The organism is Nonomuraea sp. NPDC050547 (genome assembly GCF_044457345.1).
Classification (GTDB): Bacteria; Actinomycetota; Actinomycetes; order Streptosporangiales; family Streptosporangiaceae; genus Nonomuraea.
In genome coordinates, this window is sequence record NZ_JBITGW010000025.1 from 35,270 (window position 1) to 52,532 (window position 17,263).

Below are 17,263 nucleotides of genomic sequence, written 5' to 3' on the forward strand. Positions count from 1 at the left end.
ATTATGAACAGTTCTTATCATGAACCATAGAGGTGGTGGCAAGTGGGCTAGCCTGGGCCTGGAGGCGAGATGACCGAGATCGACGTGACCGAGACCAGGGAGCTGGCCACGGCCCTGGTGGGTCTGTCGCACCATGTGCTGCACATGTTCAACGACATCGGGCGGGGGCACGACCTCACCGCGCAGCAGACGGAGCTGGTGTGCGCCGTGATCGTCCGGGACCGGGTGCGGATGAGCGATCTGGGCAAGATCATGCATCTGGAGAAGTCCAACCTGAGCGGGCTGGTCGACCGTACGGAGAAGCGGGGCCTGATCGTACGCAGGCGCGATCCCGGGGACCGGCGCGTGACCTACGTCGAGCTCACCGACGAGGGACGCCGGGTGGCGGTGAGCACCCACTGCGAGGTCACCAGGCGGCTGAACCAGCTCGTCGCCCAGATCCCCGCCGAGGACCAGCGCAGCCTCACCGTGGTAGTCGAGAAGATCACCGAGTCCTGATATATAACAGTGCTGTTGTATCTTGGGACGATGTTTCCTGAGATCGAGCCCTATGACCATGGCCACCTCGACACCGGCGACGGCAACCTCGTGTACTGGGAGGCCTGCGGGAACCCCGGCGGCAAGCCCGCGCTCGTCGTGCACGGCGGCCCCGGGTCCGGATGCTCGCCGAACATGCGCCGCGGGTTCGATCCGGAGCGCTACAACATCATCCTGTTCGACCAGCGCAACTGCGGGCGCAGCCGTCCCCTCGCCGCCGACCCCGCGACGGACCTGACCGCCAACACCACCCAGAACCTCATCGCGGACATGGAACGGCTGCGCGAGCACCTCGGCGTGGACACGTGGCTGCTGTACGGCGGTTCGTGGGGATCCACGCTGATCCTCGCCTACGCGCAGGCACATCCCGAGCGGGTGTCGGCGATCGTCATCGTGAGCGTCACCATGACCCGCCGCTACGAGATCGACTGGCTGTACGACGGCGTCGGCCGCTTCTTCCCCGAGCAGCGGGCCCATTTCCGCGCGGGCGCGCCGGAAGGCGCCTCCGGCGCCGTGCCAGAACTACTGGCCGCCTACGGACGGCTCATGGCCGACCCCGATCCCGAAGTGCGGGCCAAGGCCGCGGTCGACTGGACGACGTGGGAGGACTCGGTCATCTCCCTGGAGCCGAACGGCAAGCCGAACGCCTACTCCAACCGGCCGTCCGAGGCGCTGCTGACCTTCGCCCGGATCTGCGCGCACTACTTCTCCAACGGGGCCTGGCTGGAGGAGGGCGCCCTGCTCCGGGACGCGCCCAAGCTGGCCGGGATTCCGGGAGTGCTGATCCACGGGCGCTTCGACCTGGGGTCGCCGCTGGAGAACGCCTGGCAGCTGGCCCGCGTGTGGACGGATGCCCGGGTGGTCGTGGTGGAGGACTCCGGTCACACCGGCAGCTCGACCATGCAGGCAGAGGTCCTGTCCGCTCTGAACTCCTTCGCCTCCTGACCCACGCTCCCGTCTCGGTTCTGGGTCGGTTGTGGCGCGCTCCGCCAGGGGTCAGCGGGGGCGGCGGAGGGTGGCGGTGAAGGTTTCGCCGCGCAGGGCCCGTTCCACCGCGTCGATCGCGCGGGACAGGCGGACCAGGCGGGGGCCCTCCTCGCGGTACACGTCAAGGACGGCCTCCACCGCGTGCGGCGGCAGGTGGCCCTTCAGGTCGACGGCGGCACCGCGGTAACCGGCGCGAGCCGCCTCGATGGCCGAGTCGACGTGGTGGGCCGCCATCCTGGCCAGCGCGATCGGGTGGCGGCGCAGCACCTCGTGCGCCCGGTAGTCGGGCGGGACGGCGTCGAGCAACCAGGCCACGGCCGAGGTCTCCCAGTCGGGCACGCTGGGCGGTCGGACCTCGGCCGGCCACTCGGGCGGGACATACATACCGCCATCGTACTCATGTTCGAGTGCCCGTCCATGAAAGCGGGGCCTGTACGGCGAACCAAGTAAGCGCTAGCTTGCGAAGCATGCGTGTCTTGGTGACCGGCGCCTCGGGATTCGTCGGCTCGTACGCGGTCGCCGCGCTCCTCGGTGAAGGCCACGAACCCCACATTTTCGTGAGAAATCCGGAAAAGGCGGCTCGTGTCCTCCGCCGCCTCCGTCTCACCTCCGAAGCCTCTGACCTCCCCACCCACGTCGGCGACATCCGCGATGCCGGAGCCGTCCGCGCCGCCCTGTCCACCTGCGAGGCCGTCCTCCACGCCGCCGCCGACATGGGCGTCACCGGCCACGCCGCCGACCTCGAAGGCGCCAACGTCGTCGGCCTGAAGAACGTCCTCGGCCAGGCGGTGGAGCTGGGCCTGGACCCGGTCGTGCACGTCTCCACGGTCGCCGTCTTCGTCCCGCCCGCCGAGCCCGTCATCACCGTGGACACCCCGCTGGCCGGCCCGCGCAACGGCTACGGCCGTTCCAAGGTGAGCGGCGAGCTCTACGCCCGCGGCCTCGACGGCGTCACGATCGTCTACCCGGGCGGCGTCGCGGGCCCGCACCAGCCGACGGTCGACGCGCTCAACGAGGGCTTCCGCGCCGGCGTGGCCCTGGGCTGGCCGATGGTGCCGGGCGGGGTGAGCGTGCTGGACGTACGCGATCTGGCGCTTTTCCTCGCCCGCTGCATGACGCCCGAAAAAGGCGCACGACGCTACATGATCAGCGGAAATTTCCGGACCTGGCGCCAACTGGCCGACCTCTGCGAACAGCTCACCGGCCGCAAAGCGCGCAGGTTCCCGATCCCCGCCGCCCTCCTGCGTACGGCCGGCTCCGCCCTCGACGTCGTCAAACGCGTCAAGCACGTGCCCTACCCGCTCACCCGCGACGCCGCCGACTTCATGCTCACGCTGGTCCCGACCGACGACCGCCCCGCGCTGAACGAACTCGGCGTCACCCTCCGCCCAGTGGAAGACACCGTTTCGGATACATTGCGCTGGCTGTCGGCCGAAGGCCACCTGAACGTCCGAAGAATCGGCAGACTAGCCCCGTGACGGAGAAGATTGGGGTCGTCGGCGCCGGCATCCTGGGCCTGGCGGTGGCCAGAGAGCTCGCCCTGGTCAGGGGCGCCGAGGTCACCGTGCTCGACAAGGAGCACCAGGTGGGCGTCCATCAGACCGGCCACAACAGCGGCGTCGTGCACGCGGGCATCTACTACCCTCCGGGTTCGCTCAAGGCCCGGCTCTGCCGCGAGGGCGTGGCCATGCTCCGGGCCTACTGCGTCGAGCACGGCCTGCCGTACGAGGAGGTCGGGAAGCTTGTCGTGGCGGCGGGCCGGCACGAGCGGCCGGGACTGGCCGCGCTGGCGGCCCGCGCCAGGGAGAACGGCGTGCCCGGCATCACCGAGCTCGACGCGCTCGCGCTGCGCGAGATCGAGCCGCACGCGGTCGGGGTGGCCGCGATCCACTCGCCGCACACCGCGATCGCCGACTTCCCCGCCGTCGCCCGCCGCCTCGCCCAGGACGTGAGCGAACACGGAGGTTCGGTACGGCTGGCGCACCCCGTCAAAGCCATCAGGGAACGGGCGGGAAAGGTCGAGGTCCTGGCCGCCGGGCGCGTCTTCGCCTTCGACCGCCTGGTGGTGTGCGCGGGGCTCGGCACCGACGCGGTGGCCGCCATGGCCGGCCACCGGGGCGACGTACGGATCGTCCCCTTCCGCGGCGAGTACTACGCGCTGGCCGGATCGGCCAAGGACCTGGTCAGAGGCCTGATCTACCCGGTTCCCGACCCCAGGTACCCGTTCCTCGGCGTCCACCTGACCCGGCACATCGACGGCGAGGTCCTCGTCGGCCCGAACGCCGTGCTGGCCCTGGCCTACGAGGGCTACACGTGGCGCGACGTCCGCGACGCCCGGCGCATCCTCACCTGGCCCGGCACCCTGCGCATGGCCAGGAGACACTGGCGCACCGGCGTCAAGGAGGTCTACGGCTCGCTGGTCAAGCAGGCGTTTCTCGACGCCGCCCGCCGGTACGTCCCCGCCCTGACCGCCGCCGACCTGGAGCGTGCGCACGGCGGCGTCCGCGCCCAGGCCGTCGCCCGGGACGGCGCGCTGGTCGATGACTTCGTGGTCGATGTCCACGACAGGGTGGTTCTGGTGCGTAACGCACCGTCTCCTGCGGCCACGTCGAGTCTGGCCATTGCGCGGCATATCGCGGGAGTTGTTCCAGCACCCATCAGCTGAGTGCATCCTTAGGGGTGATGGAATCACGCCTGCTGATCGTCGAGGACGACGCCAACATCCTCGACCTCCTCGCCGCGAGCCTGAAGTTCGCGGGCTTCGACGTCCTGACCGCCAGGGGCGGCCACGAGGCGGTCGCCGCCGTGCAACGGCACCGCCCCGACCTCATCGTGCTCGACGTCATGCTGCCCGACATGGATGGGTTCGACGTGGTGAAACGGCTGCGGAGCGGCGGCGCGGCCACTCCGGTCGTCTTCCTGACGGCGCGTGACGGCACCGAGGACAAGATCCGCGGGCTGACCCTCGGCGGCGACGACTACGTGACCAAGCCGTTCAGCCTCGAAGAGGTGATCGCGCGCATCCACGCGGTGCTCCGCCGTACCAGCGCGCAGTCGCCGCCGCCGCGGCTCACCTTCGCCGACATCGAGCTCGACGAGGAGAGCCACGAGGTGTGGCGCGGCGGGCGGCTGGTGCCGCTGTCGCCGACGGAGTTCAAGCTTTTGCACTACTTCATGACCAACGCCGGACGGGTGCTGTCCAAGCCGCAGATTCTCGACCACGTCTGGGACTACGACTTCAGAGGCGAGGTCGGCATCGTGGAGTCGTACGTGTCGGTGCTCCGGCGCAAGATCGACAAGGGCAACCCGCGGCTCATCCACACCCTGCGCGGGGTCGGCTACGTCCTGCGTCTGCCACCGGGGCCCTGATGCGCGGGCTGCCACTGAGGATAAAGCTGATCGCCGCGATGCTCGCGCTGCTCGGGCTCGGGCTGACGTTCATCGGCGTGATCAGTGTCTCGGTGCTGCACCGCTACCTCATCGACCGGGTCGACGGCCAGATCATCCTGCTCAGCCAGCGGGTCCAGAACAAGCTCCGGCACGACCAGCTGGACAAGGCGCGCAAGGGGCTGCTCATCGAGTCCGACACGATCGTCATGGTCCGGCGGCCCGATGGGCGGCTGGCGCCGCCGTACACCAATGTCAGGGAAGTCGACCTCAAGTCCAAGCCGGGGCCGACGGCGGTCGTGGGAGCGCCCGTCACCGTGCGGGCGATCAGCGGCGAGGGCGAGTGGCGGGTGCTGCGCACCAACAGTCCCTACGGCGAGGCGACCGTCGCCGTGGACCTGTCGGAGGTCCGCGACATCACCCGCCGCCTGGTGCTGATCGAGTCGCTCGGCGGCGGCGGCATCCTGCTGATCCTCGCCGTGGTCGGCGTCGCGCTCGTGCGCCGCAGCCTGCGCCCGCTCGTCGTCATCGAGCGTACGGCCGGCGCCATCGCGGCAGGCGAGCTGAGCCGCCGCGTGCCCGACGGCGACCCGCGTACCGAGGTCGGCAGGCTCGCCAGCGCGATCAACGGCATGCTGGCCCAGATCGAGTCCGCCTTCACCGCGCGCTCCGCCTCCGAGGCCGCCGCCCGGCGCTCGGAGGACCGCATGCGGCAGTTCGTCGGCGACGCCTCCCACGAACTGCGCACGCCGCTGACCTCCATCCTCGGCTACGCCGAGTACTCCAGGCAGAACCCCGGCGCCGACCCGGCCGAGATGATGCGGCGCGTGGAGAAGGCGGCGGGCCGCATGAGCCTGCTCGTCGACGACCTCCTGCTGCTGGCCCGCGTCGACCAGCAGCGGCCGCTGCAGATGCGGCCCGTGGACATGCTCGCGCTGGCCGCCGACGCCGTGCACGACGCCCGCATCCTCGCGCCCGACCGCAACGTCAAGCTGGACGTCGTCGGCGACGCCGCGCTGATCGTCTCCGGCGACGAGGTACGGCTGCGCCAGGTCGTCGCCAACCTCATGTCCAACGCCCTGCACCACACGGAACCCGGCACCCCGGTCGTCGTCAGGGCGGGAGCGGGCAGGAGCACGGCGTTCGTCGAGGTCGCCGACCAGGGCCCCGGGCTCACGCCCGAGCAGGTCGAGCGGGTCTTCGAACGTTTCTACCGGGCCGACTCCGCCCGCTCCCGCCGCTCCGGCGAGGACCGGGGCAGCGGGCTCGGCCTGGCCATCGTCCGCGCGCTCGTGCATGCGCACGGCGGCGACGTGCTGGTCAGCAGCACGCCGGGCGCCGGCTCGGTCTTCAGGGTGGAACTCCCACTCGACTTGGAGTGACTCTTCAGCTTTCCCTAAGGTCGCTCGGGCACCCTGTGGCTGTGAGTACCCCAGAGGCCCTGATCATGGTGGTGGACGACGAGCCCAGCATCAGGGATCTGCTCTCCGAGAGCCTGCGCTACGCCGGGTTCGAGGTGCTGACCGCCGCCGACGGCAGGGAAGCCGTCGAGATCGCCGAGCGCTCCTCGCCCGACCTCGTCGTGCTGGACGTGATGCTGCCCGACCTCGACGGGTTCGAGGTGGCGCGGCGGATCGAGGCGCCCGTGCTGTTCCTGACCGCCAGGGACGCCACCGACGACAAGATCACCGGGCTGGCCGTGGGCGACGACTACGTGACCAAGCCGTTCTCCCTGGAAGAGGTCCAGGCCAGGATCCGGGCGGTGCTGCGCCGTACCCGGGGAGAGATCACGCCGCCCAAGCGGCTGCAGGTCGGCGACCTCGAACTCGACGAGGAGACCCGCGAGGTGTGGCGGGGCGGGCAGAGCGTGCACCTGTCGCCCACGGAGTTCAAGCTGCTGCACTACTTCATGTCCAACGCCGGGCGGGTCGTGTCCAAGGCGCAGATCCTCGACCACGTGTGGAGCTACGACTTCGGCGGCGACACCGGCGTCGTCGAGTCCTACGTGTCCTACTTGCGGCGGAAGATGGATGACACCGAGCCGCGGCTCATCCACACGCTGCGCAGCGTCGGTTACGTGCTGAGGGAGCCGTCGGCCGGTTAGCGTGTCCTCATGGAACTGGTGAGCGCATTAGAGTCACTGCGCCGCCGTCTCGACCGTGAGCTCTTCCCGCTCGCGATCGGGCAGGCGGCGGCCGATCGGCTCGCGCTCAAGGAGCTGACCGGCCAGCTCGACGACTACCTGCTGCCGCGGCTGCGTTCGATCGACGCGCCGCTGCTGACCGTCGTCGGCGGCTCCACGGGCGCGGGCAAGTCCACGCTGGTCAACTCGCTGGCCGGCGCCGACATCGCCGAGCCCGGCGTGCTGCGGCCGACCACGCTCGTGCCCACGCTCGCGGTCAGCCCCGCCGACCACGCCTGGTTCATGGGCCAGAACGTGCTGCCCGGACTCTCCCGTGCCACCGGCGACAGTCCCGGCGCGCTGCGCGTGGTGACGGTGGACACGCTGGTCCCCGGCCTCGCGCTGCTCGACGCGCCCGACATCGACTCCGTGGTCACCGCCAACCGGCAGCTCGCCGCCCAGCTTCTCGCCGCCGCCGACCTCTGGCTCTTCGTCACGACCGCCGCCCGCTACGCCGACGAGGTGCCCTGGAGCTTCCTGCGTTCGGCCCGCGACCGGAGTACGGCTCTCGCCGTCGTCCTCGACCGGGTCCCGCCCGAGGCCATGACCGCGGTCTCCGCCGACCTGACCCGCCTGCTCGACGTCAACGGGCTGGCCGGCGCCAAGCTCTTCACCGTGCCGGAAGCCGTGCTGCCCGACGAGAAGGCGCGGCTGCCGCAGGAGTCGGTGCGCCCGATCGTCTTCTGGCTCACCGAACTGGCCGCCGACGCCGCCGAGCGTTCCCGCATCGTGCGCCAGACGCTCTCCGGCGCGCTCGACAGCCTGGCCGCCCGCGTGCCGGCCCTCGCCGACGCCGTCGAACGCCAGCAGGAGGGCTTCACGGCCCTGCGCTCCATCGTCACCGCCGCCTACGCGGGCGGCATGGCCGACTTCGACGCCGGCATGCGGGACGGGTCACTGCTGCGCGGCGAGGTGATGGCCCGCTGGCAGGACTTCATCGGGACCGGCGACCTGATGCGCTCCCTGGAGAGCCGGGTGGGCCGGCTGCGCGACCGGATCGTCGGCTTCTTCACCGGCAAGGCGCACACGACCCAGCTGCGCGACGCTCTGGAGAGCGGCGTCGAGGCGCTCATCAGGGGCGCCGCCGACGGGTCGGCGGAACGGGCGCTCGAAGGCTGGTCCGCGGCGCCCGGCGGCCCCGGCCTGCTCGACCGGGTCGGCGCGGTCGAGGCGGCCAGGCTGGGACGGGCCTCCTCCGCGCTGGGCGCCGCCGCGGAGAAGGCGGTGCGCGGCTGGCAGGACTACGTCCTCGACCTGGTGCGGCAGGAAGGCGCGGCCAAGCGGACCACCGCGCGGGTCGCCTCCTTCGGCGTCAACGGGGCGGGGGTGCTGCTGATGCTGGCGGTGTTCGCCTCCACCGGAGGGCTGACCGGGATCGAGGTGGGGATCGCGGGAGGGACGAGCGTACTGTCGCAGAAACTGCTGGAGGCCATCTTCGGTGACCAGGCGGTCCGTACCCTGACCACCAAGGCCAGGGAGGACCTGCGCGACCGCGTCCAGGCCCTGCTCGACGCCGAGTCCGCGCGCTTCACCGACCTCCTGGCCGAGGCCGAACCCCCTCCCGACACGGCCGGCGCCCTCAGAACCGCCGCCGCCGACATCACCGCCCACCGAAACGACCTGCCCGCCGCCGGAGGTGAGGAGGGGTGAAACTGCTGCGCCGCGGACCGTCCCTGGACGATCGGCTCAACGCCCTGCTGGAAGCGGCCGACCTGGCCGGGGGACGGCTGCCCGCCGACGTCGTCGCCGCCGCCCGGGAGGTCGCGCATCGGGCCGGCGTACGGCGGAGCCTGTCCGTCGACCACACCGTCGCCGCCCTCGCCGGAGCCACGGGCAGCGGCAAGTCGTCGCTGTTCAACGAGCTGACCGGCGCCGAACTCGCCACCGTCGGCGTCACCCGCCCCACCACCTCCACCGCCCAGGCCGCGTTGTGGGACGGCGACGGGGCCGGGCCGCTGCTCGACTGGCTGGAGATCCCCCGCCGCCACGCCGTCGCCGCCGACACCGGAATGGCCGGGCTCGTCCTTCTCGACCTGCCCGACCACGACTCCATCGAGCTCGGCCACCGGCTGGAGGTGGACCGGCTGGTCGAGGTGGTGGACCTGCTGGTGTGGGTGCTGGATCCGCAGAAGTACGCGGACGCGGCGGTGCACGAGCGCTACCTCAGGCCGCTGGCCAGGCACCGGGAGGTGATGGTCGTGGTCTTGAACCAGATCGACCGGCTGCCGCCGGCGGCCGTCTCGCGCTGCCTCGCCGACCTGCGGCGGCTGCTCGCCGACGACGGTCTGGACGGGGTGCCGGTGCTGGGGGTGTCCGCCCGCACCGGGGCCGGGCTGCCCGAGCTCCGCGCTCTGCTCGGTGAGAAGGTGGCGGCCCGGCTTTCCTGGGCCGGCCGCCTGTCCGCGGACGTCGCCACCGCCGCCGACGCGCTGGCCGCCACCGGCTCCGGCGCGGTGGAGGTTTCCGGGCGGCTTTCCGGCGGGGTGTCCAAGGCGCTCACCGCCGCGCTGGGTGCGGCGGCCGGGGTGCCGTTGGTGGTCGACGCGGTGGGCAAGGCGCACCGGCATCGGGCCGTGGTGGCGACCGGGTGGCCGGTGACGCGGTGGGTCCGGCGGTTCCGGCCGGATCCGTTGCGGCGGTTGCGGATCGGGGTGTCGTCCGCCGCCACCGGAGAGATCGTGGGGAAGACTTCGCTGCCTGAGGCATCGGCCGTGCAGAAGGCGCAGGTGGAGACCGCGATCAGGGACGTCGGCGAGGCCGCGGCCGACGGGCTGCCCGGGGTCTGGGCGGCGGCGGTACGGCGGGCTGCGCGGTCACGGGCGGGGGAGCTGGCCGACGCCCTGGACAAGGCGGTGTCCATCACGTCGCTGCGTGCGGCCCGGCGGCCTCGGTGGTGGCGGGCCGTGGGGGCGGTGCAATGGGTGGTGTTCGCGGCGATGGCGGCCGGGGCGCTGTGGCTGGGCGTTCTCTTCGGCCTCGGCTACCTGCGGCTGCCTGAGCCGCCGACGCCCACGGTGCTGGAGGTGCCATGGCCGACGGTGCTCCTGGTGGGGGGTGCGCTGGCCGGGGTGCTGGTGGCGTTGCTGTCCCGGGTGGCGGCGTGGATCGGCGGGCGGCGGCGGGCCCGCGGAACCGCCAAGGCGTTGCGCGCGGCGGTGGGAGAGGTGGCCAGGACCGACGTCCTGGACCCGGTGACCACCGAACTCGACCGCTACACCGCCTTCACCACCGCCCTGACCCAAGCTCGCCGGTAGCCTCACCCACCCGGACGGCGTGACCAGGCCCCCTGCCGGGTCACGCGAGGGGCTGAGGCGCGGCTCGCGTGGTCTGGTTGTGTGGCCGGGCCGGGGGTTGTGCGGGGTGGCTCTTACCGGGCCCTGGCCGAGGGGCTAGCGGGGGGTGAAGGCGATGGGCATGTGTTTGATGCCGTTGATGAAGTCCGAGCGCATACGCCGTACCGGGGCCGTGTGGGTGGCGGCGGGGAAGCGGCGGACGAGTTCGCGGATCATGCAGGTGATCTGCAGCCTGGCCAGGTTGGCGCCGAGGCAGAAGTGGGGGCCGCCACCGCCGAACGTCACGTGGTCGTTGGGCGTGCGCCGCAGGTCGAGGAGGTGGGCGTCGGGGAAGACGGCCTCGTCGTGGTTGGCGGAGGCGTAGAACGTGACGACCTTTTCGCCCTCCCGGATCGGTCGGCCGGAGATCTCGGTGTCGGCGGTGGCGGTGCGGCGGAAGTTGTGGATGGACGAGCCCCAGCGCAGGAACTCCTCGGTCGCGCTGCGCCACAGCGCCTCGTCGCCCAGTCCGGCGGAGAGTTCGCGGTAGGCGGCGGGGTGGTCGATGAGGGCCTTCATGGCGTGGGAGATGAGGTTGCGGGTGGTCTCGTTGCCCGCGACGCACAGGATGACGAAGAAGGAGTCGATCTCCTCCCGGGTCAGCCGGTCGCCGTCCACCTCGGCCTGGACCAGCGCGGTCAGGATGTCCTCGCGCGGCCGGGTGCGGCGCTCGTCCACCAGCGCGTCGCAGTAGGCGAAGATCTCGGCCGCCGCGATCTCGCCGTCCTCAGGGCTGGTGCGGAAGTCGGGGTCCTGGAAGCCGACCATGCGGTTCGACCAGTCGAAGATCAGGTGGTGGTCGCTCTCCGGGACGCCGATGAGGTCGCAGATCATCTGCAGCGGCAGATACTCCGCGACGTCGGTGACGAACTCGACCTCGCCGCCGCGTTCCAGCACGTCGTCGGCGATCCGCTCGGCCCTCGCCTGTACGGTCGCCGCCAGCTTGCCGATCATCTTCGGCGTGAACCCGGCGCTGACCAGCCGCCGGTAACGGGTCTGCTTCGGCGGGTCCATGTTGAGCAGGGTCAGCTTGGCGATCTCGATGAACTCGGGCGACTGCGTCCTGATGAACGTCGTGCCCAGTTCGGTGGACCAGGTCTTGGCGTCGCGGCTGATGGCCTTCACGTCGTGGTAGCGGGTGACCGCCCAGAAGCCGGTGTCGTCGGGGACGTCGTGCCAGTAGACGGGCGCGTTGCGGCGCAGGTAGGCGAACTGGTCGTGGGGGACGTGGCGTTCCCAGGTGTTCTCGAGCAGGTCGATGCGCATCGGGCTCCCTTGTGGCGCGGGGGATCGGGGCCTGGTTTCCGGTACGGCGGGCCGTACCGGATGAGGGGGTCAGAAGCCGAGCAGGTCGCGCAGGGCGAGCACCACGGCCGCCCGCTCCACGGCGGGCGGGTCGAGGCGGTGCTGTACCGCGCAACCGATGAGTAACCCGAGCACGGCCACGGCCGTCTGCTCGGGCGATCGCCTGAGCGGTACGCCCGCGGCCGCCGCCCAGTCGGACAGCCCCTCGGCTAGTCGGGCACGGATGTCGGCGTAGCGCCTGGCCAGCGGTTCGCCGATGTGGGGATCGCGCGCGCCGTGCAGCCACAGCTCCAGTTCGAGCAGGAGCCATGCCGCACCGCGATCCGGTTCGTCACGGGTGAGGACGTCGAAGAGGGCGGCCAGCCGGTCGTCGAGTTCGGTGATCTCCTCGAACCCGGCGAGCAGGTCGGCCGCGGTCTGGTCCTTCCACGCCTCCAGCAGGGCGAGCAGGAGACCTTCCTTGCCGCCGAAGTGGTTGTAGAGGGCGCCGGTGGTCCGGTCGGCGGCCTCGGCCACCGCCTCGGCGGAGACGGCGTGGAACCCCTTTCTGGCGAAGAGGTCGGCGGCGGCGTCGATCAGCCGGGTACGGGTCTCGGCCCGTCGCTGATCCTGGGTCGCCACGCTGACACCTCCGGTATATCGAGGTTCCGATATATATCCCTTTCCCTATATTTCATGACTTGCCGGGTTGGTCAAGGGGTCGGGTTGTTTCAGGTGTGCGGGAAGAGATCGGTGGCCGTGGCGTCCAGGGTGAGCAGCAGGGGACGCAGGAGCGGATGGTGTTCGGCGCCCCTGCGGACGGCGGCGAACACGCGGCGCTCCGGGCCAGGCGCCTCCCGCACCACCACGCCGGTGAGATCCAGGTCCCGCAGCGCCAGCCGGGGCACCAGCGCCACCCCGGAACCCGCCCCCACCAGCGCCACGACCGCGCGGAAGTCGTCGGAGGAGTGGGCGAAGTCCGGGGTGAACCCGGCCTGCTCGCCGGCCACGGCGATGACGTCGTGCACCGGGTTGCCCGGGTAAGGGCCGATCCAGCTCTCGGCCGCCAGCTCGGCCAGCGCGACGCCGCCCGACTTCGCCAGGGGGTGGCTGGTGGGCAGGACCAGGTCGAACGGCTCGGCGTACAGGGGGACGCGGGTCAGGCGCTGGTCGGCCGGTGCGCCCCGGTATTCCACGGCGATGGCCAGGTCGGCTTCGCCGTCCAGGAGCATGGTGAGGCTGTGGTCGCCTTCGGCGTCGCGCACCCGCACGTCCAGGCCGGGGGAGGTCTCGCGCAGCGTGCGTACGGCGGGGGCCAGGAGGGCGGCGATCGCGGTGGCGAACGAGGCCACGGTGACCTCGCCGGCCGCCCCGGTCGTGTAGGCGGCGACCTCGGCTTCCGCGCGTTCGAGCTGGGCCAGGACCTCGTTGGCGTGGGCCAGCATGATGCGGCCGACCGCCGTGAGCCGCACGCCGCGGCCATCGCGGATGAACAGCCGGTGCCCGACCTCGTGCTCCAGCGCGCCGAGCTGCTGGGACACCGCCGACGGCGTGAGGTGGAGCGCCGCCGCCGCGGCGGTGACCGTCCCGTGGTCGGCCACCGCGCGGAGCGTGCGCAGGCGCCGCGTCTCTATCACGCGGCCGAGCATAGGGTCTATCCGATGCGTGCCGTGATGAACGCGTCCACGGCGCGGTCGACGTCCTCGGTGGAGTGGGCGGCCGAGAGCTGGACGCGGATGCGCGCCTGCCCGTGCGGCACCACCGGGTAGGAGAAGCCGATCACGTAGATGCCCAGCTCCAGCAGCCGCTCCGCCATGGCTCCGGCCTCGGCCGCGTCGCCGATCATGACGGGCGCGATGGGGTGGTCGCCGGGCAGGATGTCGAACCCGGCCTCGGTCATCCGCGCACGGAAGCGCGCGGTGTTGGCGCGTAGCCGGTCGCGGGCGTCGTTGGAGGTCTCCAGCAGGTCGAGGATGCGCAGGGACGCGGCGGCGATGACGGGCGCGAGCGAGTTGGAGAACAGGTACGGCCGCGACCGCTGCCGCAGCAGCTCGCAGATCTCCTTGCGGGCCGCGACATAGCCGCCGCTGGCGCCGCCGAGCGCCTTGCCCAGCGTGCCGGTGATGATGTCGACCCGGTCGGTGACGCCGTGCAGCTCAGGTGTGCCGCGGCCGGTGGGGCCGACGAAGCCGACGGCGTGTGAGTCGTCGACCATGACCATCGCGTCATAGCGGTCCGCCAGATCACAGATCTCCTGCAACGGCGCGAGATATCCGTCCATGGAGAACACGCCGTCGGTGACGATCAGCCGTCGCCGCGCGTCCGAGGCCTCCTTGAGCCGCGACTCCAGCTCGCCCATGTCCCGGTTGGCGTAACGGAGGCGCCTGGCCTTCGACAGCCGGATGCCGTCGATGATGCTCGCGTGGTTCAGCGCGTCGGAGATCACCGCGTCCTGCGCGTCGAGCAGCGTCTCGAACACACCGCCGTTGGCGTCGAAACACGAGCTGTAGAGGACCGTGTCCTCCATGCCCAGGAAGTCCGACAGGCGGGTTTCCAGCTCCTTGTGCACCTCCTGGGTCCCGCAGATGAACCGCACCGACGCCATCCCGAACCCCCACCGCTCCAGCGCCTCCCGCGCCGCCGCGACGACCTCGGGGTTGTCGGCGAGGCCGAGGTAGTTGTTGGCACAGAAGTTCAGGACCTCGGCCTCGCCCACGCGTACGTGGGAGTTCTGCGGGGTGCTGATCACCCGCTCGGGCTTGTGCAGCCCGGCCTCGGTGATCTCGTCGAGCGTCTCACGCAGCTGGTCGCGGACGGTGGAAAACATCAAACCTCCAAGATCTGGTACGGCGGGCGGCGTTCACTCCCAGTCGAGAATGACCTTGCCGGTACGGCCACTGGCGGCGGTGTCGAAGGCGGCGTCGAAGTCGCGGTAGCCGAAGCGGTCGGTGATCACGGGGGAGAGGTCGAGGCCCTTCTCCAGCAGGACCGACATGTTGTACCAGGTCTCGTACATCTCGCGGCCGTAGATCCCCTTGATGGTGATCATCGACGTCACCACCGTGGACCAGTCGATCGCGAACTCCTCCGCCGGAAGCCCCAGCATCGCGATCTTCCCGCCGTGGGTCATCGTGGCGATCATCTCCCGCATGGCCCGAGGGTTGCCGGACATCTCCAGCCCGACGTCGAACCCCTCCCGCATCCCCAGCTGCTTCATCCCGTCCGCGATGGGCGTCCGCGCGACGTTGAGCGCGAGCGTGACCCCGAGCTTGCCCGCCAGATCAAGCCGTTCCGGGCTCACATCGGTGATCACGACGTTGCGCGCGCCGACGTGGGTGGCGACCGCGGCGGCCATGAGCCCGATGGGCCCGGCGCCCGTGATCAGCACATCCTCGCCGACGAGCGGAAAGGACAGCGCCGTGTGGACGGCGTTGCCGAACGGATCGAAGATGGCCGCGATGTCGGGGTCGACCGGCACCCGGTGCACCCAGACGTTGGAGGCCGGGATCGACACGTACTCGGCGAAGGCGCCGTCGCGGTTGACCCCCAGCCCGATCGTGTTGCGGCACAGGTGGCGGCGCCCGGCCATGCAGTTGCGACACTTCCCGCACACGAGGTGTCCCTCGCCGCTGACCAGATCCCCGACCTTGATGTCCTCGACCCCGGCCGCGACCTCGACGACGGTCCCGCTGAACTCGTGCCCCACGATGAGCGGCAGATCGAGAGTGTGCCGGGCCCAGTCATCATATTTCCGGATATGCAGGTCGGTGCCGCAGATGCCGGTACGCAGGACCTTGATCAGCACCTCACCCGGCCCCACCGTCGGCTCCGGCACGTCCCTCAGCCACAGCCCCTCTTCGGGCCGCTCCTTGACCAGCGCCTTCATGGCAACCAACCCCCTCGTCTGAACCTTACGCACTGTGCCCGGCGGGCTTCGGGCATGTCCATCGAGGTTTCCTTAACTCCCCCAACAGAGAACCTTCACGCCCCTGCCAGACCCCCCAATCCCACGGTCCACCCCCTCAGCGATCCCTGGCGTGTCGCCCACCCCCCAGCCGGGGACCGCTGGGGGAGACCGCCCGCAGACTCGCCCCCACCCGAGGGCCTTCGGGCTACCGGCCACATGTCACCCTGCCCGGCGACGCCCCTGCCGGGACGCCCTGCGGCCCTCCCGCGCGGGCGAAGGACGCATGTTCGTCTCCCCTGTCAGGCGGGCGGGTGGCGGGGTTGGGGTGGTTGACGGCAAACGGTTGGGGTGGGGTACCTGGCTGTGATTACGTAACAAGGTTGGCTAAGTACACTGTTCGTTCAACCAGAAGGGTGGAGGTCAGGTGGTACAGCAGAGCGGCGACGCCTCCCTTCTGCGCAGGCTCAACTCGGCGGCGATCCTGCGGATCCTGCGGGCCGGCGACGATGTCACGCTCACCGAGCTGGCCAAGGCGGCGAAGGTGTCCAGGCCGACGGCCGAGGCGATCGTGGAGGAACTCCTGGCCGAGGGCTGGGCGGAGGAGTGCGAGGAAGAGTTGGGCGACCGGCAGCGCGGGCGCCCGGCGCGGCGCTATCGGTTCCGGGCGGCGGCCAGGCACGTGGTGGGGATCGGGATCGGCGGCTCCACGATCCGGGCCATGACCGCTGACCTCAAGGGGAACGTGGTCGGTTCGCGCTCGATCGGGGTGCCGCGCGAGGTGGACGCGGGCGAGCGCATGGCCGCCGTGGTCGAGCTGGTGGAGGAGAGCGCGGCCGATCTCGGGCTGACGGCCGGGGACCTGGCGGCGGTCGGGGTCGGGACCACGGGTGTGGTCGACGGCGAGGGCCGCGTGGTCAAGAGCGTCAGGCTGCGCGACTGGACCGGTCTGGAACTGCAGGCCGAGCTGCGCAAGGCCCTGTCCGCGCCGCTGCTGGTGGAGAACGACATGCGCCTGGCCGTCCTGGCCGAGCACTGGCGGGGCGTGGCGCAGGAGTGCCGGGACGTGGTCTACCTGTTCACCGGCAACAGGCTGGCGCTCGGGCTGCTCATCGACGGCGTGCCGTACCGGGGCGCCCACGCGGCGTCGGGCGAGCTGGGCGAGCAGCCGAACGGCAACTGGTCGGCGTTCGGGAGCGTGATCGCCTACGCGATGGCCGCCGAGCCGGGCGAGCTGAGGGCGCCGAGTGACATGGCGGAGTTCGCGTTCGAGCGCGCCAGGTCGGGGGATCCGGCGGCGGTGGAGGCGGTGGAGCAGTTCGCGCTGAAGCTGGGCGAGGGGCTGGTCACGATCGTCAACCCGCTCGACCCCGAGATGGTGGTGATCGGCGGTGCGCTCGCGCGGGGCCGTGAGCTGCTGGTCGGCCCGATCCAGGCCTATCTCGACCGGGTCTGCCTCTACCCGCCCAAGGTGGTCGCCTCCGAGCTGGGCCGCGAGTCGATCGTGGTGGGCGCGGTACGGCTGGCGCTCAACCACGCCGACAGAACCCTCTTCTCCGTAGGGCTTTAACGCTGTCGAGTTGCTTATCTCCAGGGTAGTTCACGGCCCTGGTGTCGCTTACGCCGGAATTTCTGCCTGATTTTCTATAG

General features: G+C 71.0%; 16 protein-coding genes. 10 read left to right on the top strand and 6 right to left on the bottom strand.

Annotation, left to right across the window (positions count from 1 at the left end):
- Positions 1-69 precede the first annotated feature (69 nt).
- Positions 70-498 (top strand): MarR family winged helix-turn-helix transcriptional regulator, encoded by a 429-nt coding sequence (locus ACIBHY_RS46600; protein WP_397257698.1) that lies wholly within the window; start codon positions 70-72, stop codon positions 496-498.
- Positions 499-528: 30 nt separating this feature from the next.
- A complete protein-coding gene (gene pip, locus ACIBHY_RS46605; protein WP_397310110.1) occupies positions 529-1,482 on the top strand; it encodes a prolyl aminopeptidase in 954 nt (317 codons plus the stop codon).
- A gap of 51 nt (positions 1,483-1,533) precedes the next feature.
- Here pip and ACIBHY_RS46610 read toward each other — a convergent pair whose 3' ends face one another.
- Positions 1,534-1,908, bottom strand: coding sequence for a hypothetical protein (locus tag ACIBHY_RS46610; RefSeq protein ID WP_397257694.1), 375 nt, complete (start codon positions 1,906-1,908; stop codon positions 1,534-1,536).
- Positions 1,909-1,991: 83 nt separating this feature from the next.
- Between ACIBHY_RS46610 and ACIBHY_RS46615 the strand changes: the two genes are divergently transcribed.
- The 7 genes from ACIBHY_RS46615 (at position 1,992) to ACIBHY_RS46645 (ending at position 10,347) form a co-directional block, all read left to right on the top strand.
- On the top strand, positions 1,992-3,002 hold the full coding sequence (locus ACIBHY_RS46615) for an NAD-dependent epimerase/dehydratase family protein (RefSeq protein ID WP_397310111.1): 1,011 nt from the start codon (positions 1,992-1,994) through the stop codon (positions 3,000-3,002).
- On the top strand, positions 2,999-4,189 hold the full coding sequence (gene lhgO / locus ACIBHY_RS46620; protein WP_397257690.1) for an L-2-hydroxyglutarate oxidase: 1,191 nt from the start codon (positions 2,999-3,001) through the stop codon (positions 4,187-4,189). Before ACIBHY_RS46615 ends, lhgO begins: the two co-directional genes overlap by 4 nt.
- A gap of 17 nt (positions 4,190-4,206) precedes the next feature.
- Positions 4,207-4,893 (top strand): response regulator transcription factor, encoded by a 687-nt coding sequence (locus ACIBHY_RS46625; RefSeq protein WP_397257688.1) that lies wholly within the window; start codon positions 4,207-4,209, stop codon positions 4,891-4,893.
- Positions 4,893-6,293: a sensor histidine kinase gene (locus ACIBHY_RS46630; protein ID WP_397310112.1), complete on the top strand. Its 1,401-nt coding sequence runs from the start codon at positions 4,893-4,895 to the stop codon at positions 6,291-6,293. Before ACIBHY_RS46625 ends, ACIBHY_RS46630 begins: the two co-directional genes overlap by 1 nt.
- A 65-nt stretch (positions 6,294-6,358) precedes the next feature.
- Positions 6,359-7,015 (top strand): response regulator transcription factor, encoded by a 657-nt coding sequence (locus ACIBHY_RS46635; RefSeq protein ID WP_184972393.1) that lies wholly within the window; start codon positions 6,359-6,361, stop codon positions 7,013-7,015.
- 9 nt (positions 7,016-7,024) lie between these two features.
- The gene (locus ACIBHY_RS46640) at positions 7,025-8,743 is read left to right on the top strand and encodes an ABC transporter (protein ID WP_397310113.1); all 1,719 of its coding nucleotides are present in this window, start codon (positions 7,025-7,027) and stop codon (positions 8,741-8,743) included.
- Positions 8,740-10,347 carry a GTPase gene (locus tag ACIBHY_RS46645; RefSeq protein WP_397310114.1) on the top strand — a complete coding sequence of 536 codons (1,608 nt, stop codon included), beginning with the start codon at positions 8,740-8,742 and terminating at the stop codon, positions 10,345-10,347. Before ACIBHY_RS46640 ends, ACIBHY_RS46645 begins: the two co-directional genes overlap by 4 nt.
- A gap of 135 nt (positions 10,348-10,482) precedes the next feature.
- Here the strand turns inward: ACIBHY_RS46645 and ACIBHY_RS46650 are convergent, their stop codons facing one another.
- The 5 genes from ACIBHY_RS46650 to tdh all read right to left on the bottom strand — a co-directional run bounded on the left by ACIBHY_RS46650 (position 10,483) and on the right by tdh (position 15,595).
- Positions 10,483-11,691, bottom strand: coding sequence for a cytochrome P450 (locus tag ACIBHY_RS46650; RefSeq protein WP_397310116.1), 1,209 nt, complete (start codon positions 11,689-11,691; stop codon positions 10,483-10,485).
- A gap of 69 nt (positions 11,692-11,760) precedes the next feature.
- Positions 11,761-12,351 carry a TetR/AcrR family transcriptional regulator gene (locus ACIBHY_RS46655; protein WP_397257678.1) on the bottom strand — a complete coding sequence of 197 codons (591 nt, stop codon included), beginning with the start codon at positions 12,349-12,351 and terminating at the stop codon, positions 11,761-11,763.
- Positions 12,352-12,440: 89 nt separating this feature from the next.
- Positions 12,441-13,346: a LysR family transcriptional regulator gene (locus ACIBHY_RS46660; protein ID WP_397310117.1), complete on the bottom strand. Its 906-nt coding sequence runs from the start codon at positions 13,344-13,346 to the stop codon at positions 12,441-12,443.
- Between the two features lie 17 nt (positions 13,347-13,363).
- Positions 13,364-14,536 (bottom strand): glycine C-acetyltransferase, encoded by a 1,173-nt coding sequence (locus ACIBHY_RS46665; protein ID WP_397257674.1) that lies wholly within the window; start codon positions 14,534-14,536, stop codon positions 13,364-13,366.
- A 33-nt stretch (positions 14,537-14,569) separates the two neighbouring features.
- Positions 14,570-15,595: an L-threonine 3-dehydrogenase gene (gene tdh / locus ACIBHY_RS46670; RefSeq protein WP_397257672.1), complete on the bottom strand. Its 1,026-nt coding sequence runs from the start codon at positions 15,593-15,595 to the stop codon at positions 14,570-14,572.
- A 445-nt stretch (positions 15,596-16,040) separates the two neighbouring features.
- Here tdh and ACIBHY_RS46675 point away from each other — a divergent pair, with 445 nt between their 5' ends.
- Positions 16,041-17,183: an ROK family transcriptional regulator gene (locus tag ACIBHY_RS46675; RefSeq protein WP_397257670.1), complete on the top strand. Its 1,143-nt coding sequence runs from the start codon at positions 16,041-16,043 to the stop codon at positions 17,181-17,183.
- Positions 17,184-17,263 lie beyond the last annotated feature (80 nt).

What these genes read in the sequence shown, in the direction of transcription:
- ACIBHY_RS46615 (WP_397310111.1), top strand. Translation starts at nt 1,992, where the DNA reads ATGCGTGTCTTGGTGACCGGCGCCTCGGGATTCGTCGGCTCGTACGCG.
- ACIBHY_RS46625 (WP_397257688.1), top strand. Translation starts at nt 4,207, where the DNA reads ATGGAATCACGCCTGCTGATCGTCGAGGACGACGCCAACATCCTCGAC.
- ACIBHY_RS46600 (WP_397257698.1), top strand. Translation starts at nt 70, where the DNA reads ATGACCGAGATCGACGTGACCGAGACCAGGGAGCTGGCCACGGCCCTG.
- ACIBHY_RS46640 (WP_397310113.1), top strand. Translation starts at nt 7,025, where the DNA reads ATGGAACTGGTGAGCGCATTAGAGTCACTGCGCCGCCGTCTCGACCGT.
- ACIBHY_RS46610 (WP_397257694.1), bottom strand. Translation starts at nt 1,908, where the DNA reads ATGTATGTCCCGCCCGAGTGGCCGGCCGAGGTCCGACCGCCCAGCGTG.
- ACIBHY_RS46635 (WP_184972393.1), top strand. Translation starts at nt 6,359, where the DNA reads ATGGTGGTGGACGACGAGCCCAGCATCAGGGATCTGCTCTCCGAGAGC.
- ACIBHY_RS46650 (WP_397310116.1), bottom strand. Translation starts at nt 11,691, where the DNA reads ATGCGCATCGACCTGCTCGAGAACACCTGGGAACGCCACGTCCCCCAC.
- pip (WP_397310110.1), top strand. Translation starts at nt 529, where the DNA reads ATGTTTCCTGAGATCGAGCCCTATGACCATGGCCACCTCGACACCGGC.
- tdh (WP_397257672.1), bottom strand. Translation starts at nt 15,595, where the DNA reads ATGAAGGCGCTGGTCAAGGAGCGGCCCGAAGAGGGGCTGTGGCTGAGG.
- ACIBHY_RS46630 (WP_397310112.1), top strand. Translation starts at nt 4,893, where the DNA reads ATGCGCGGGCTGCCACTGAGGATAAAGCTGATCGCCGCGATGCTCGCG.
- ACIBHY_RS46665 (WP_397257674.1), bottom strand. Translation starts at nt 14,536, where the DNA reads ATGTTTTCCACCGTCCGCGACCAGCTGCGTGAGACGCTCGACGAGATC.